General features: G+C 72.3%; 12 protein-coding genes. All 12 read right to left on the reverse strand.

Going from position 1 to position 16,241, the window contains the following annotated elements; all coding sequences use genetic code 11:
- Positions 1-678: 678 nt before the first annotated feature.
- Positions 679-4,032: an AfsR/SARP family transcriptional regulator gene (locus AQJ64_RS39840; RefSeq protein WP_159060339.1), complete on the reverse strand. Its 3,354-nt coding sequence runs from the start codon at positions 4,030-4,032 to the stop codon at positions 679-681.
- A 391-nt stretch (positions 4,033-4,423) separates the two neighbouring features.
- Positions 4,424-5,743: an MFS transporter gene (locus AQJ64_RS39845; protein WP_157881122.1), complete on the reverse strand. Its 1,320-nt coding sequence runs from the start codon at positions 5,741-5,743 to the stop codon at positions 4,424-4,426.
- Positions 5,744-5,863: 120 nt separating this feature from the next.
- Entirely contained in the window at positions 5,864-6,358 is a 495-nt protein-coding gene (locus AQJ64_RS39850; protein ID WP_055637569.1) for a flavin reductase family protein, read from the reverse strand.
- Positions 6,359-6,383: 25 nt separating this feature from the next.
- Complete coding sequence (locus AQJ64_RS39855; RefSeq protein ID WP_338060012.1) at positions 6,384-7,928, reverse strand: amino acid adenylation domain-containing protein; 1,545 nt, start codon at positions 7,926-7,928, stop codon at positions 6,384-6,386.
- A gap of 2 nt (positions 7,929-7,930) precedes the next feature.
- Positions 7,931-8,863, reverse strand: a complete 933-nt coding sequence (locus tag AQJ64_RS39860) for a hypothetical protein (RefSeq protein ID WP_079109129.1) — start codon at positions 8,861-8,863, stop codon at positions 7,931-7,933.
- Positions 8,864-8,894: 31 nt separating this feature from the next.
- Positions 8,895-9,620, reverse strand: a complete 726-nt coding sequence (locus AQJ64_RS39865) for a 4'-phosphopantetheinyl transferase family protein (RefSeq protein WP_157881121.1) — start codon at positions 9,618-9,620, stop codon at positions 8,895-8,897.
- Entirely contained in the window at positions 9,617-10,780 is a 1,164-nt protein-coding gene (locus tag AQJ64_RS39870; RefSeq protein ID WP_206189867.1) for an acyl-CoA dehydrogenase family protein, read from the reverse strand. Before AQJ64_RS39870 ends, AQJ64_RS39865 begins: the two co-directional genes overlap by 4 nt.
- The gene (locus AQJ64_RS39875; protein WP_079062212.1) at positions 10,773-11,972 is read right to left on the reverse strand and encodes an acyl-CoA dehydrogenase family protein; all 1,200 of its coding nucleotides are present in this window, start codon (positions 11,970-11,972) and stop codon (positions 10,773-10,775) included. Before AQJ64_RS39875 ends, AQJ64_RS39870 begins: the two co-directional genes overlap by 8 nt.
- A gap of 31 nt (positions 11,973-12,003) precedes the next feature.
- On the reverse strand, positions 12,004-12,261 hold the full coding sequence (locus AQJ64_RS39880) for an acyl carrier protein (RefSeq protein ID WP_055632868.1): 258 nt from the start codon (positions 12,259-12,261) through the stop codon (positions 12,004-12,006).
- Positions 12,261-13,568, reverse strand: a complete 1,308-nt coding sequence (locus AQJ64_RS39885; RefSeq protein WP_211286528.1) for a type III PLP-dependent enzyme domain-containing protein — start codon at positions 13,566-13,568, stop codon at positions 12,261-12,263. The genes AQJ64_RS39880 and AQJ64_RS39885 overlap by 1 nt, the downstream gene beginning before the upstream one ends.
- Positions 13,555-15,078, reverse strand: a complete 1,524-nt coding sequence (locus AQJ64_RS39890) for a class I adenylate-forming enzyme family protein (RefSeq protein WP_055632869.1) — start codon at positions 15,076-15,078, stop codon at positions 13,555-13,557. Before AQJ64_RS39890 ends, AQJ64_RS39885 begins: the two co-directional genes overlap by 14 nt.
- Entirely contained in the window at positions 15,078-16,076 is a 999-nt protein-coding gene (locus AQJ64_RS39895; protein ID WP_157880879.1) for an acyl carrier protein, read from the reverse strand. Before AQJ64_RS39895 ends, AQJ64_RS39890 begins: the two co-directional genes overlap by 1 nt.
- Positions 16,077-16,241 lie beyond the last annotated feature (165 nt).

Raw genomic sequence — 16,241 nt, forward strand, 5'->3', positions numbered from 1 at the left:
CCGCCCGCCCGAACCACCCGCCCGAGCAGGCCACCGGGCAGGTTCCGGCCCCTGCGCGGCCTGCTGTCCCGGGAGGCTTCTCCTCACCCGCCGCCACGCTCGAGGACCGGCCCGCGCCCGCACGGCGATCCGGTCGGCCCGGGCACGGACCCCGACGGCGCCCGAACCCGGGACGCTGACCACGGCAGCAGGTCCTCGAGCGGGATCAGGAGCGTCGCGGACGAGTGCGGGGCGGCCCGAGGTGTTCGCTGCTGAACCACGGGGCCGCCCCGGCGCCCGGGCCGGGGCCCCAGCGCCCCCGGGACGATCACGGAAAGCCGGTGCGGACGACGGGTCGTCACGGCTGTCCGTGTCTGTGCGGTGCCAGGCGGGTGCGCAGCCGAGTCAGGCGGTCGATCGCGGCGTCGAGGGCCGTGAGTCTGCGGTCGACCACCGCGGAGCCGGGACCGTCGGAGTCGGTTTGCCCGCACGTCCGTTGCCGATTCCGCGGAAAGGTGACCGGAGCGCGACCAGTCCCCTAAACGCTTGTTCCCTTCCGTCGGCACCTCCGGATGGTCCAGGCCGCTCGGCTGTGGGGCCGAACAGCGCCTCGTCGGCGTGGAGACGGGGCAGCGGCACGCCGTCGGCCTGGGCGCCGACGAGTGTCCGCAGCCCCGGGACGAGGAAGTACCGGACGGATCACTTTTCCATGGTTCCGGGCCCGATCTCCACGGCGGGCGGGAGGGTTTCGGTCGGCCGGCGGTCGGCGGGCCACCGGCGGGGAACGCCGGCGCAGGCGGGGAGCGGCGCCTGCCAGGCGGGAACCTGGATCAGGCGGGTCACTCGGGCGGTCGTCTCGGCTGTTCTCCACTCCTCCAGCAGCGCTCGCGCCCGCTGCTCGCCCACACGGCGTCCGGTCTGCCGATGGATGGCCAGCGCGCGGTGCGCGAAGTCGTGGGCTTCGGGGCTGCCCGGTGTCTGTGTCCGGGCCAGGATCAGCAGACTGTCGGCCTCGGACATGCGGTAGTGGTGGGTCACCGCCAGGTGCAGTGCCTGGTAGGCGTAGTCGCACGCGGCGTCGGGCCGTCCCAGGGCCTCGGCCGTGGCCGCGGTCGCCACCAGGGCCCGGCTGTGCCAGCCCGGGTTGCCCGACTCGTCCGCCAGGACGACCGCCGCCAGGTGTTCCTCCAGATCCCGGTTGACCGTCGCCAGGACGCTGCGTGCCAGCCAGCTCCAGCGAGGTGCCCTGAGCCCCTGGGCCAGGCGCCACGCCTCCTGCGCGCACTCACGCGCCGCCGCCGGCCGTCCGGCGTCCAGGTGGACCGTCGCCAGCTCGCTCATGGCCGCCGACTCCAGGTCCGTGTCGCCGAACTCGCCGAGGATGATCAGGGCTCGGGTGTACAGCGCGCCGGCTTCCTCCACGTCTCCCAGGGCGTGCTTCACGAGGGCCAGATTGGCCAGGACGTACGGCTCCTGATTGCGCGCGCCGGCCGCGGTGGCCAGTTCCAGCGCCTGGCACCGCACGCGCAGCGAGTCGGCCAGACGGCCCAGCTCGAAGTACACCTCGCCGAGCCGTGAGAGGGTGACCACCGTGCTGGGAGCGCTGTGGTCCGGTGCCGCGGGCAGCACCGACTCCAGGCGGCCGGCCGCCTCGTCGAGGTGCCCGGTGAAGATGAGGATCTGCGCGATGAAGTTCTCGCAGCCGTCGATGCCCTGGCGGTGGCCGATGGCGCGCGCGATCGACAGGGCCGTCTTGAAGCTCCGCATCGCCTTCGGGTAGTCGCTCACGCTCATGCTCGCGTGCGCGAGGCTGTACCACCCGCTGAACCGGGCTTCGGCGTTGCCCAGGCGCTCGGCGGCCATGATGGCGGCGTTGGCGGCGTCGATCCAGTCTCCGACGTTCATCCGGGTGGCGAAGTAGGGGCGAAGACCGTCGGCGATCCGCCAGGTGTGGGTGCCGATCGGGTCGTCGTGCAGGGCCGCGATCAGGTTCGGGATCTCGTTGTCGAACCAGGCCAGCGCCTCGTCCGCGGTGGCGAGGTCCGCGCCGGGGGAGTGCTCCGCGCCGGACAGGCGGGCGTACCAGGGGAAGGCCAGCGCCTGCGCCGCGAGGGTGCGTTCCAGGTACCAGTTGGTCAGACGGCCGCGTGCCGTGTCGCGGTCGGGCTCGGAGTCCTCGGCCTCGGCGAGGGCTCGCGCGTACAGGCGGGTGAGGTCGTGGAGGGCGAAGCGGTCCGCCGCCGACTGGCTGATCAGGTGGGCGTCCAGCAGACGGTCCACCAGGCGGCCGGCTTCCGCCCGGCTCAGGCCGGCCAGCACCGAGGCCGCCGCGACCGTGAAGTCCGGTCCCGGCGAGAGTCCGAGGAGGCGGAACATACGGCGGGCGTCCGGGTCCAGGGCGTCGTAGGACTGTCCGAGGACGGTCTGCATCGTGCTGTCGCTGTCGCCGGGGGTCTGGAGCGCGGTCAGGCGGTTGCCGTCGAGCAGGTCCTTGATGTGGTCGGTGATCGACGTCGGCGGATGGTTGGCGATGTTGGCCGCCGCGATGCTCAGCGCCAGCGGTATGCGCCCGCACACCTCGGCCAGGCTGCGGGCCGCGCCCGGCTCGGCGCGCAGGCGCTCGGCACCGAGCATGCGCTCCAGCAGTTGCTCGGCCTCCTCCTCCGACATCGGCCCGACCGTCACCTGGTGGGCCCCGTCCCGCACGACCAGGCCGGTCAGCCGGAAGCGGCTGGTGATCAGGGTCGCCGAGCCCGGCCCGGTGGTCAGCAGTGGGCGGACCTGGTCGACCGACCGGGCGTTGTCGAGCAGCACCAGCAGGCGCTTGCCGGCGACCGTCGAACGGTACAGGTCGATGAGTTCGTCGGCCTCGGCCGGGATGGCGTCCCGGGGCAGCCCCAGTGAGCGCAGCGCGCGGGCGATCGTCCGCGCCGGGGTCAACGCGCGTTGAGTGTCGTGGCCATGCAGATTGATATAGAGCTGGCCGTCGGGGAAGCGGTCGGCCATCGTCCGGCCCCAGTGCACGGCCAGCGTCGTCTTGCCGACGCCTGCGGGGCCGACCACCGCGACCGTGCCCGGGACTCCTTCGCCGGACCGGCTCCCGGCCAGGAAGTCGTCGAGCTGGTCGAGCAGGTGCCGGCGCCCCACCAGCTGTGGCGTCGACGGCAGTTGCATCGGCACCGGCGGCGCCGAGGGCGCGGCCGGGCCGTCGGGGAGCGCGCCGTCCGTCGGGGCGTCGGGTTCGGCGGCCGATTCGTGCTCGGATACGGTGTGCGGCGTCTCGGCCGGCGGGTGCGGCGCCCTGGCGTCCAGCGAGGGATCGGCGCGCAGGATCGCCTGTTCCATGTCGGTGAACCTGCGGCCCGGGGTGAGCCCTTGCTGCTCGGCCAGCAGCGAGCGCAGCTCGCGCGCCTGCTCCAGGGCCGCGGTCTGGCGGCCCGAGCGGTACAGCGCGAGCATCAGCTTCACCCGCAGGTTCTCGTGCAGGGGGTGCGCCGCGACCAGCGGCATCAGGTCGTCGATGAGCGCGCCGTGGTTGCCTTCGGCGATCTCCAGGTCGGCCAGATCCTCGTAGGCGGTCAGGCGCAGGCTGGTCAGCTGGGTCTGCGCGGACTCGGCGTAGCTGACAGCGATGTCGGCCAGCGGCATGCCCTGCCACAGCGCGAGCGCTTCGCGGATCAGCCGCACCGCCGAGCGGTTGTCGCCGCGGGCGGCCTCCTGGCGGGCCCGGGCCATGGCGCTGCGGAAGACGTCCAGGTCGAGCTCGCCGTCGTCGACGGTGATCGAGTACCCGGGAGCCCGGCTCTCGACCGGGATCTTGGCTCCGGCGTCGCGGCACACCCGGCGCAGCGCCGCGATGTCGGCCTGGATCTGCGAGCGGGCCGTCTGCGGCTCCGAGCCGCCCCACAGCGCGTCGATCAACTGCCCCGTGGAGACCACGTGGTTGGCGTGCAGCAGTAGATAGGCCAGGACTGCCCGGCACCGTGGACGCTTCACGGCCAGCGGTATGTCCTCGAAGTCCATCCCGACCGGTCCCAGTAATGTGTAGCGCATAGCCGTCAGTAACCCCCGTAAGCCGGGGCAGCCGGGGTCGCCGACCGCGCGCCCGGCGTGCGTCGTCAGCTCCGGTTCGCCAGCGTGTGTCACGCCACCATTGCACGCTGATCCACTTCCAGTCGAGCCCCGCATGGGTGACGCATTGCGGATGCATGGCGTGCGCACACAGCAGGTGTATCGCGGCACTTCGAGGGCGTCTCGGGTGAATGGAGCATCCTGTGCATGCGGGAACTACGGTGGGTTCCGGGACATCGGGTCCGAGCGGACACGGCGTCGCCCGGCCCCCTGACCGGCCCGCACCGCAGCCCATGGAACGCCACCCGGCCGAGCGGCCCTCAACCCCCTGCGGATGCGTCGGAGGCCGAGGGCGGCACGGCGACGGGCGGGTTCACCGACCCGGTGAACCGGGTGTCTCGGTCGAGACCTTCAACGAGGGAACCGAGGCGGCTTCGGGGAGGGGCGCGGCGGTGTCGCGCTCGCCGACGACGGCGATGGTGCCGTCGGGGAGGCGCTGCACCGAGCGCACGCCCGGCAGCAGGTTCAGCAGCAGGCACGGCGTGCCGATGAGGGCCGCGGCGGCCAGCAGGGTCGTGCGCATCCCGAGGAACTCGGCGACCGGAGCGGCGGCGGCATAGCCGGCGGGCATGGCGATCAACGAGATCATCCAGTCCAGCGAGCTGACGCGGGCCTGTATCTCCTCGGGGAAGATCTGCTGCTGCGTGGTCGCCAGGATCTCGCCGACGAGCGAGGTCATGGTGAAGGCCACGGCCACGCCGAGAGCGATCACGAAGAGCGGGGCGGGGGGAGCCAGCAGGGCGAGCGGGGCGATGCCGATCACCGCGGCCGCGTTCGCGGTGACCAGGGGGCGGCGCGGCCGGTAGTGCAGGGCGGCCAGCCCGCCGACGATGGAGCCGACCGAACCGGTGATCATGATCACGCTCCAGGAGGTGGCTCCGCCGTGGCCGTTCTGCATCACGACCGGGCCCAGGACGAAGAAGAACGCGATCGCGAAGTTCCACACGCCCCAGCAGAGCAGGTTGGCCAGATACCAGCGGCGCTGGGCCACCGCCATCCAGCCGTCGCGCAGGTCCGCGAAGAAGTGCTGTTTCTCGGATCGCTGCGCCTGCCGGTGCAGGTGCATGCGGGAGATCAGCGCGAAGCTCAGCAGGAAGCTGATGGCGTTGACGAGGATCGCGGTGCCGGGACTGGAGATCGCCAACAGCAGCGCGGCGAGGGCCGGGCCGAGCACCTTGGTGGTGCTGTCGGTCAGACCGAGCAGGGCGTTGGCCGGCTGGAGGTGCTCGGCGCCGACCAGCTCGGGCAGGACGGCCCTGGATGCCGGGGTGAAGAAGGCCATGGCCATGCCGGCGATCGTGTAGGTGACGGCGAACTGCCACACCGCCGCCCGGTCCAGGAATATCATCACGGCGAGCAGGCCGTAGCAGACCGCCTGGATGGCGTCGGAAGCCATCAACACCAGCTTGCGGGACAGCCGGTCCGCCCAGACCCCGCCCACCGGCAGCATCACCACCTGGCCCACCGCATGACAGGTGAGCACCGTGCCGACATCCATGGCGCTGCCCCCTGAGCGCAGGATGGCGAAGACCACGGTCACGGGTATCAGGGCATTGCCCATGGCGGAGATGCTGCGCGCGGTCCACAGGAATAAGTAGGAGCGATCCCGCAGCGTGCTCAGCGATTTCGGCATGGGTATGGGCATGGGCGGGCCCTGCTTTCTGAGTGAGGGGTTTCACGGAACTGCTGAGGGCTCGCGGAGGAACGGGAGCTCACCGTCGCCCCGGAGCCGCGATGCTCGAGGCCTGCGGGCTCAGGGTCCGACGGCGTACTGCTCATTGCCGTACAGGACGGTCGCCGGTGTGTCGCTGACCCGGGTCCACTCCACCGTGCCCGCGATCAGTGTGTGGTCCAGGAGCGACACCGTTTCCCGCACGGTACAGACCACGGCGACCGAAGCCTGTGTCAGTACGGGCACGCCGCCCACCCAGTGCCAGGGCACACCCGCGAACCGCTCCGCCGGGGTGCCCGTGGCGAACTGCGCCACCAGCCGTCGATCCGTCCATGACAGGACGTTCACCGCGAAGCGTCCTTCCGACCGGATGTGCTCCAGCGTCCGGCTCGCGGTGGACAGGGACAACAGCACACTGGGTGGATCCACGGACAGGGACATGACCGCGTTGGCCGTACACCCGACGGGTCCGACCGTGGTGATGACCGAGACACCGGTCGGCAGTCGGGAGATGGCATGACGGTAGTCCTCGGCGGAGACGCTCAGATGGCTTGGTACGCAGTCGTCGGTCTTCATCGCGCTCCTTTCGGCTGTACGGCGGCTATCCGCGCCGGCCGGCGATCATGGCGGCCACGGTCTGTCGGTCGATCTTTCCGTTGACGTTCAGGGGCAGTTCGTCGAACACGGTGACGCTTCGCGGGATCATGTACTCGGGTATCCGGGAGCGCAGGTCGGACAGGATCTGTTCCGGCCGGGGATCCGGACCGGTGCAGATCGCTTCCAGGGACAAGTCGCCACGAGCGTCCGGGACCGCGATGACGATCGCGTCGCGCACACCCGATCGCTCGCGCAACAGGGCCTCGATCTCGCCCAGTTCGATCCGGTAGCCGCGAATCTTCACCTGCTGGTCCATCCGTCCCAGGTGAATCAGCCGTCCGTCCTGCCGGGCGACTCGGTCACCTGTGCGGTACCAGTGGTCGGCGGTGATCGGGGTGTCCCCGGAGTGGGGGACCCAGGTGCCGGTGGCGTCGTCGTGCAGCAGGAACCGGTCCGCGTCGTTCCGGGGGTCCAGATAGCCGGGGAACCGCTGGGGTCCGCGGACGACCAGTTCGCCGTCGTCGGCCGGGAGCCCTTCCGCGTCGAGCACCTGATGGGCAAGCCCTGGATACAACGCCCCGATGGGGACCGTGCCGTTGGCGGGGCGGGGCCAGTCCGCGACATCCGGGGGCAGTCGGAACTCGGCGCAGCTGATGGTCAGTTCGGTCGGCCCGTAGAGATTCTCCAGCGTGCTTCCCGGTGCCGCCGCGGCCCATGCCTCAGCCTGCTGCAACGTCAGGGGTTCCCCGCAGAACAGACTCCACCGCAGGGCCGGCAGGGCCCCCGGCCTCAGCGCCCGCATCCGGCGCGCGAGAGACACCAGGGACGGCACGGAGAACCAGTGGGTGAGCCGCGCTCGCGCCGCCCACCGCACGGGCGCCAACAGGTCACGTCGCGTGGGAACCACCAACGTGGCGCCACTGCCCCAGGCGGCGAACATGTCGAACACCGACAGGTCGAAGGTGAGGTCGAAGGTCTGCGACATCCGGCTACCGGGCCCCAACCCGTACCGCGGTATGACGTGGGAGAGATACGCGGAGACATTGCCGTGCCGGATGGGCACGCCCTTCGGTGTGCCGGTCGAACCGGAGGTGAACAGCACGTACGCGATGCTCTCGGGCCCGGCCGGCCGGGGAGCGGGAACGCCGATGCCCTCCGCCGCCGGCGTACGCGTGAGGGCCACGACCGGGGCCGGTAGGGCAAGTGCCCCGGTGTCCTCGCCGGTTGTCTCCGCGAGGACGAGGTCGAGGTCGCCGGCGGTCACGACCGCGGCGTTCCGGGCAGCCGGGAAAGCCGGGTTGAGCGGGACGACCGTGCTGCCCAGGAGCTGTACGGCGAGATAACCGGCGTAGGCGAGGACACTGCGCTCGGCCAGCAGCCCGACGCGCCGCGGCACCTCGTCGGCCGCGGAGAGCAGCCGCGCGGCTATGCGTTCGGCCGCGTCGTGCAGCTCTTGGTAGGTCAGGCGGTCTGCTCCGATTTCGAGGGCCACGTGGTCGGGGTACTGCGCGACGGAGGCGGCGAACCACTCGTACAGAGTACGTTTCATGGTCATCCCTTGCTAGGCGCGACGGCGCTCGACTTCTCGGTGGCACGGATCAGATCGGTGAACGCCTCCTCGACCAGACCGGTCCGCGGCCGGCCGCGCGCCGCGGACAGGGCCGCGATGCGCAGTATCTTGGGGAGCTCCTGCCAGGCCTCGGTCTCGGCTGCGGCTGTTTCGGGATCCAGCAGGCCGTCCGAGACCAGGACCGTGTTGCGGTGCGCGTAGTGGCGTGCGGCGGCCCACAGGTCGTCCGTGTGGCGAGCGGCCGCCGCCGGGTCCGCGAGCAAGGCCGCGAGGACGTGGGACAGCACCTCCACCGGCTCGAACAGCCACTGTCCGTCGTCCGGGGCGCCGTCACGGGGCTCTTGGGCCGGCGTGCCGTCGCCGCGGGTGCGGACGAGCCAGCGGTGGTGGCCCATGGGCGGAACGGCCGTGGCCCGGCCGAGCGCCATGCGGTCCCGGCGGGTCACCTCGGGGCCGAACTCCTCGACCGGCGCCAGGGCTTGCGCGAGTTCGGCGTCGTCCAGCCGTCCCAGGAACGGCTCCTGTTCGCCGTGCGGGGTGAGCGCGGCGAAGTGGTCGGCCACCTCCCAGGAGCCGTCGCGCCGTCCCTGGATCAAGATCCAGTGCGGGGCGGCCGCCCGGCCGTGTCCCGGTGCCCACGCGAGGTGCTCGGTGTTGGCGACAGCCAGCACCCGGCCCTGGGTCTCCAGTTCGGCGAGCAGCCCTTCCCGGGCCGTTCTCCAGTCGGCGGCGCCTCGATAGGCCAGCTCTCCGCCGTCCTCGGTGACGTCGATCCGGGTGTGGTGCGAGAACGCCAGCTCGCCCGCCGGCAGGTCGGTGCGCACCGCCAACCGGGTCGCCTCGGCGAAACGGTGCGTCACGGCGGGGATCTCCGCTGCCAGATAGCAGACCAGGCTGGTCGTGTAGCAGCTCAACTGGGGAGGTTTCGTTGGGGCGTCAAGCACGTCAGCACTCCAAGTCGACGGGCGGGGCGGTGCGCCGGCCCCTGGCACGGGGGTCTTCGCGAGGGGTGTAGGCGCAGCTGAGCGGGACCGGGGAGCTGTCGCGCAGACTGGCCCACCGGTACCGGCCCCAGCGGCCCCGGCGATGGCCGGGCGGCACGGCGATGGCCCAGGGTCGGCCGGCGAGACCGGTGCCCGCCGCCTTGACGCAGGACTCCTGGACGGTCCAGACCCAGGCGAGTTCGCGTGCCCGCTCCGGCGCGGGCAGCTTCAGGAGTGGCGCGGCGTACCCCCGCAGACAGCGCCGGAGCATGCCTTCGGACGGTTCGTCGGCGGGGAGCTGCACATCGACGCCGACGCGGCGGCCCGGGGCGACGGCCGCGGCGCTGAGGCCGCCGTCGTGCGAGATGCTCACGCCGATGTCCGGATGCCCGACCAGGCAGGGACGTCCCCGCGCGTCGGGGCGGACCGCCGTGTCCGCGAGGTCGGGGCGCACCTCGCGAAGGAGCCGGCGCAGGGTGGCTCGCCCCGCCAGGAACTCCTCGGCCCGCCAGGACGGGAAGCCTGCCGCCTGGGCGCGATCGTCCCGGTGGACTTCCGCCGTGTCCGGCCCCGCGCGATCGGAACGGCACAGGACCCACACCCCGTCCGCGATCTCGTACCGGCCACCGGGCTGCGCGGTTCGCCTCGGCCTGCTCGCGGACTCCTCGTCCGGCCCTGGCGTCTTCATGCCCGTAGCTCCGTCAGGAGCTGTTCGGACAGGTCGGCCACACCGGCGAGCATCAGCTCGGTCACGCCCCCGCCGATACCGAGGACCGCTGCTTCCGCGCGGATGCCCTGAGCCCCGCTCGCGGCGAAGCCGTCCGCTCCCTGAAGCTGGGCGCACCGGGCGAGCACGGGGTCGACCGTCAGTCCGACGGCGGACTTCAACAGGGCCCCGGCCGACAGGTCCTGTCCTTTGGCGGCGGTCTCGGCGAGGTTGTCGCACAGCGCTCGCAGCTGGGTGACGCGTACCAGGCACTCGGCGAAGCCCTGGCGAACGGCCGCGTTGTGCCACAGCGGCTCTCCGTCGACCGTCCGCCGGCGCAGGCGCTCGCGGGTGTCCGCGAGCACCCGGCTGGTGAGCGCGACGGCCCACTGGGCGCCGGCGAGCCGCTCCGTGCTCATGTGCCGGGCGAACACGGCCATGCCCCGACCGTTTCTGCCCACCAGGTGATCAGCCGGCAGGCGCACCGAGTCGAACGCGATGTGCCCGGTCGCCGCGTTCACGAGCAGGTCGGTCGCCGCGGTGCGCACGGTCACGCCCGCCGTCCTGGCCGGTACCAGGACCCAGCCGAAGCTGGTGAAGTGCCGGCCGGGCCGGTGCCGGCCCAGGACCAGCAGGTACTCGGCGGTGCCGGCGTTGGTCACCCAGCGCTTGCCGCCCTGGACCACCAGCTCGTCGCCTTCGATCCGCAGCTCCGTGCCGAGCCCGCTGAGATCGGAGCCCGCTGTCGCCTCGTCCGTGGCGGCGAGCGCCACCTGGGCGGTCCCCGCCAGGACCTGTGCCTGGGCGGCCGCGACGGGAGAAGGCGCGGCCGGCGCGGGGCCGGACCGGCCGGAGCCGAGGACCGGCAGGGCGCTGGCCGCCTGCACCAGGACGCTGAGCGTCGCTCCGTTGTCCCCGCGGGCGTCGACGGCCCGGAGCAGGGCGCCCAGGCGTGCCGGGTCCGCGACCGGGCCCAGGGCGTTGCCGCCGGCGTACAGCGCGGACAAGGCGCCGGCCGCCCCGAGCGCTCGCCACACGTCGGCTGCCGGAGCGCCGGCCGGAACGTCCTCCAGCGCTTGCGAGACCAGCTTCCGGTAACCGGCCGGCGAGGTCTCCGGGGAAGCGGATGCCAGGTCAGACAAACCGCACCTCGGGATCGAGGAGGGCGAGCTTGCCGTCCGCCAGGTGCAGGCGGTCGTTGCTGTAGTTCAAGGACGCGGAGCGCAGGTCCCGCAGCGCGTGCTCGAGGCGGGTCGGGGACCCCTTGAGATAGCCGTGCCGCATGCCGACCGCCTCGATGAGGCCGTCGACGACCGCGAAGCACTCCTCGGCGGCCGTGATCTTGAGCGCGTTGAGCTGGAGCTGGATCCTCGGCAGGCTCAGATCGGGGCTCCGGCTGACGGTCCGCTCCGTCTGCGTGAGCAGGGCGTGGACGGTGTCCAGACGCCTGCGGGCCTGGGACAGCCTGGTCAGGAGCAGCTCGGAGCCCAGGTCGACCCGGTTGCGGTTCTCCGGCGAGCGCAGCATCCGCACGACCCGGGAGAGGGCGCCGGCCGCGGTGCCCAGCCAGGACGCCGACCAGCCCAGGTGGGCCATCGGACCGAACACCGAGGTGACGATGGCCCGGAAGTCGCCCTGCCCGCCGACCACATGGTGCTCCGGCACCCTGCCGCGCAGGCGCAGCGCGACGCTGTGGCTGGCCCGCATGCCCAGCGGCTGCCAGTCGCCGGTCTGCTCGACGACGAGCTGGTCGCGGTGCGCGTAGACGAGGGACACCTGATGCGGCGACGTGGCACCCGGCGCGAGCATGGTCACCAGGAAGCCGTCGGCGTGCGCGCCACCGGTGACGATGGGCGCGAACCGATCCACGTCCAGTTCGTCGCCCGTGGTGTCGAGGGCCGCCTCGGAGGTGAGCAGGTGGCCGCCCTTGCCCGCCTCGGTGGTGACCGAGGCGACGTAGATCTTGCCGTCGGCGATCCGGGGCAGCAGCTCCGTGCGCAGCCGCTCGTCGCCGTGTTCGACCACCGCCGCGACCTGCTGGCAGTGCATGCTGAAGATCATCGCCACGGACAGGTCGACCCGCCCGAGCGAGACGCACGCCTCGATCATGTCCCGGAGGCCGCCGCCCAGCCCGCCGTACTCGACCGGCACCAGCAGACCCAGCAGCCCGGTGCGGCGCATCTCGTCCAGCGCCTCGACGGGGAAGACGGCGTCGCGGTCGGTCCGGTCCAGGTGCTCGGCGGCCACGGCGGCGACCCGGTCCGTCAGCCCGGCCAGCCGCCCGGGCTCCGGCGGACCCGCGACGACCGCGCGTTCGGAGGCGATCGCGTTCATGGGCGCTCCTTGGTTCGGCGGGCGGGGCCGGTCATCGGACGCTCGCCTCCTGGCCCGCTTCCGAGGCGGCGCTGATCGCGTTCCAGAGGCTGCCGGCGGTGGCGAAGGTGGCGTCGTTCATGGCTTCGTCGGGCAGCACCACGGCGAACGTGTCCTCGATGGCGAAGAGCAGTTCGATGGCCTGCATCGAGTCCAGACCCTGCTCCCGCAACGACGTCTCGGCGGTGATCTCCTCGTCGCCGAGGAACTTGAGGAACGGGGCGAGCAGTTCGGTGAAGCGGGGGTCCATCAGTTCACTCCAGAGGTGGGATCGGACGCGGGGGAAACCGGGGCGCGGGTGAGTGACACACGGGTCGTCACCGGGGCGGTGCCGGGCCGGTCGCTGTCGACCACGGCCTCCGCGGGCAGCGGGTGGCCGAGGAAACCGACGAGGCTGGCGTACAGCCCGTAGGCGCCGACATTGGGTACGGCGACCAGGTCACCCGGGCTGAGGGCGGGCAGCTTCGCCCCGCGTGCCCAGGTGTCGAGCGGGGTGCACAGCGGCCCCACGACGATGGCGTCCAGCTCGGGTGCCGAGTCGGCCCCGGCGGCGGCGCGCACCACGTGCGGAGCGAGCACCGGCAGACGGCGCAGTCCGGACATCCCGCCGAGATGGTGGATGCCGGAGGCGAGGACGACGACGTCCTTGCCCTGGGAGCGCTTCACGTCCAGGACGGGGGTCACCAGCGTGCCGGCGGTGCCGACGAGGTAGCGGCCCGACTCGAACACCACCTCCGGCGCCCCGTCGCGCCAACCGGGTATCTCCTCGTCGAAGAGTTCCTGGAGGCGCGGACGGAGCGCGGAGAGGTCGACCGCCTCGCCCGCCTTGGCGAACGGTGCGCCGAACCCGCCGCCCAGGTCCAGGACGCGCACCCGTACGCCGTGTGCGGCGAGCCGCTCGGTCAACCGCCGCGCGGTGGCCAGGGAGCGCCGGAACTGGCCGTACAGGGAGTCGACCTCGGTGAGGTTCGTCCCCATGTACAGGTGCAGTCCGACGACTTCGACCCTGGGCCGGTCCGTGAACCGTTCCGGCTCGGCCATCACCCAGCCGGTGTCCGCACCGAACTGCGAGGCGACGCCGGTCATGACCAGACCCTGGCCGGGTACCGGCTGGTCGTCGTTGATCCGCAGCAGACAGCGGGCCGTCACCGCGCCCTCCGCGGCCAGCCGGTCCAGCTGCTCGATCGCATGGGGCGAGTCGACGGAGAACAGCCGCACACCGCGGGTGAGGGCGTCCCGGACCTCGGCATCGCTCTTCCCGGGCCCGGTGTACAGCGCGTCGGCGGGGTCCCACCCCGCGCCGAGCGCCGCGTCCAGTTCGCCGGTCGAGCAGACCTCCGGCCGCGCGCCGCGGGCGCGCAGCGTGGTCAGCAGCGCCGGGTGCGGGTTCGCCTTCAGCGAGTAGAACAGACCGGCCCGGTCCGGCAGGGCCGCGCGCAGCAGTTCGTGATTGCGGCGCACTTCGGCGACGTCGTAGACGTACGCGGGCGTCGGGACGCCCTCCAGATCGGCCAGCGGAACCGGCAGCACACCGGCGTGGCCCTCAACCACGGACATGGTCCACCCGGTCGGTCAGCGCGGCCAGGGCCTTGCGGTCGATCTTTCCGTTGCCGGTGAGAGGGAGTTCCGGCACCACGAGACAGGTGCGCGGAATCTTGTACTCCTCGATCACCTGACGCATCGCCTGGAGCACCTCCGCCCCGCTCAGCCCGTCGGTGACGGTCACGAACAGGCGGGCGGGTGCCGATCCGTCCGGGGCCAGAACGGCCGCCGTGCTGACGGCGGGCAGCCGCCGGGCCGCCGTCTCCACCTCGATGACGCTGACCCTGAAGCCGTTCTGCTTGTAGACGTCGTCGCGTCGGCCCTCGACGTACAGATAGCCCTCTTCGTCGAGCCGGCCGTAGTCGCCGGTACGCAGTTCGGGGAACAGCCCCTCGGCCTTGGGGTAGCGCTGGGCGTTGAGTTCGGCATGCCGCCAGTAGCCGGACATGACGTTCGGGCCACGGACCACGATCTCGCCGACCTCGCCGGCGGGAAGACGCTCCCCCTTTTCGTCGACGACGAAGACCTCGGTGCCGGGCAGGGCCCGCCCGCTGGAACCGGGCCTGGCCAGATCGCCGTTCGCCGGCATGATGGTGGCGCGCTTGCACTCGGTGAGCCCGAACATCAGGTGCACATCCAGTCCGGGCAGGCTCGCGCGCAGCACGTCCAACGTGTCCTGCGGCATCGCGGCACCGGTGTTGGTCAGCATGCGCAAGGAGAGTTCGCGGGCTCCGGCGCGCCGCAGCAGCCGGGCCAGGGTGTCGGCGACCGCGGGGACCGCGGGGAGCACGGTGGCCCGCGCGCGCAGCAGGTGGGTCAGCAGCGGCGGCCCCACCTCCGCCGGCCGGCCCAGCCACACGTGGGCCCCGCTGCATGCTCCCAGGAAGAGCTGGTAGAGGCCGTAGTCGAAGGACAGGGGGAGCGGACTGTAGACCACGTCGTCGGGACGGTAGCCCAGCACCTGCTGGATCGCCCGCACCGCGAAGAGCATCTGCTGGTGGGTGCTGACGACGGCCTTGGGGAGCGAGGTCGTGCCGGAGGTGTAGATCAGGCAGACCGGGTCCACGGAGAGCGGCGCGGCCGGCAGCGGCCCGGTCTCGCCGTCGGTGTCGAGGGCGCGTGCCGTCACGGTCGCGAGGTCCTCGGCGCGCACGCCCTGCTGCCCCGCCGTCGCCCGATTGGCCGCGGAGTCGCTGACCAGGAGCGTGGGTTCGCTGTCGTCGAGCACGTGCTCCAGCTGACTGCCCTGCACCTGCTCGTGCAGCAGCGAGAAGGGCACGCCAAGGCGCGAGGCGGCGTGGACCAGAACGGGCACCGTGGTGGATGCCTGTGCGCTGACCAGCAGCCGGTGCCCACGCCGCAGGCCCAGCTCGCTCAGCCAGTACGCGACGCGCCGGCTCGCGGCGGCCAGTTCCAGATAGGTGAGGGTGTGGTCGTGGCACGTCACGGCGGGACGATCCGGCCGGCGCGCGGCCGCGTCGTCCAGCAGTTCGTGCAGCAGCGCGGCAGGGGGCTGAGTAGTCATCAGGCCTCTTCGAGGTGGGCGAGCGCAGGCTCGGCGTTCAGAGATCGCCGCACGATTGCGCAGATGGCGTCGATGTCGTGCAGGTTCTCGGGCACCAGGTCGTCGGCGTCGAACTCGAAGTGCAGCTCCTCCTCGAGACGTTCGACGATCTCCACGATCCGGAAGGAGCTGAACCGCGGTACCTCGCTGAGGAGCTGCCCGTTCAGGAGCGGTTCGGCCGCGGTGCCCAGCACGGCCGCGGCCACTCCGGCGACCGTGCCGCGCAGCTCGGCACCCCGCGCGCCGGGCGACCCGGCGAGCTCGCCCGCGGCCGGTGCGCTGCCGAAGACCACGCCGTCCGCGTGCAGCTGCTCGCGCAGGCGGGGCAGCAGCGCCGGGGGCTCCGTCCGGCCGCGCTCGACCCGGCGCACGGCCAGGTAGGTCTGCTCGGTGAGGGCGCCCCAGGCCTGCAGGTGGGCGTCGACGGCGGTGTCCGGCGAGGGTCCGAACCGTGCGCGGAAGGCGGCGTGCAGTCTGCGGGAGCGGGCGAGGAACCAGGTTTCCAGGGTGAGTTGGCTGAGGGCCGCGGTGCGGTCGGGGTGCCGCGCATAGGCGTCGACGTACGCGTCGACGGCCTCGGGGCCCGCGAGATCGAGGGCGGCCGCCGCCGCGCCGGGCCCCTCGGCTGCGGGCTCGAGCTCGGCGACCAGGGCGGGGCTGGGCACGGCGGCCCTGAAGACCTGGGCCGGCAGGGTCCACAGCCCGGGGCGCGCGCTGCCCCACGGGGTTTCGTTGTGATACCCGTCCACGACGCTCACGTCGTCCGTGCCGTCGGCCTCGGCGAGGAAACTGTGCGCCATATGGCGTTGCTGGAAGTAGGGAATCCACGGCAGGTGATAGGCGTCCGACACCACATAGCACCCCTCGGCCAGCGGAATTCCGGCCGTCGCGGGTGTCCGGTGCAGCGCGCGCACGGCGATTCCGAGAACGCTCCGGGCGTCGGCAAGATGCTGCTCCACGGACCGTGCGACAGTCGGCAGCCCATTGGCCCCGATCTCGGGACGGAAATGCAGCGTCGCGCCGAGGCGCACATGGGTACCCGCACCGTGCCACCGGTCGGCGAGCACGGCCAGATTCACCTGGAGGCAGTCGAAGAGTTCGTACGAAATGCCGGGCGGCGGCGT

This window comes from Streptomyces griseoruber (assembly GCF_001514205.1).
In the GTDB taxonomy this organism is placed as follows: domain Bacteria; phylum Actinomycetota; class Actinomycetes; order Streptomycetales; family Streptomycetaceae; genus Streptomyces; species Streptomyces griseoruber.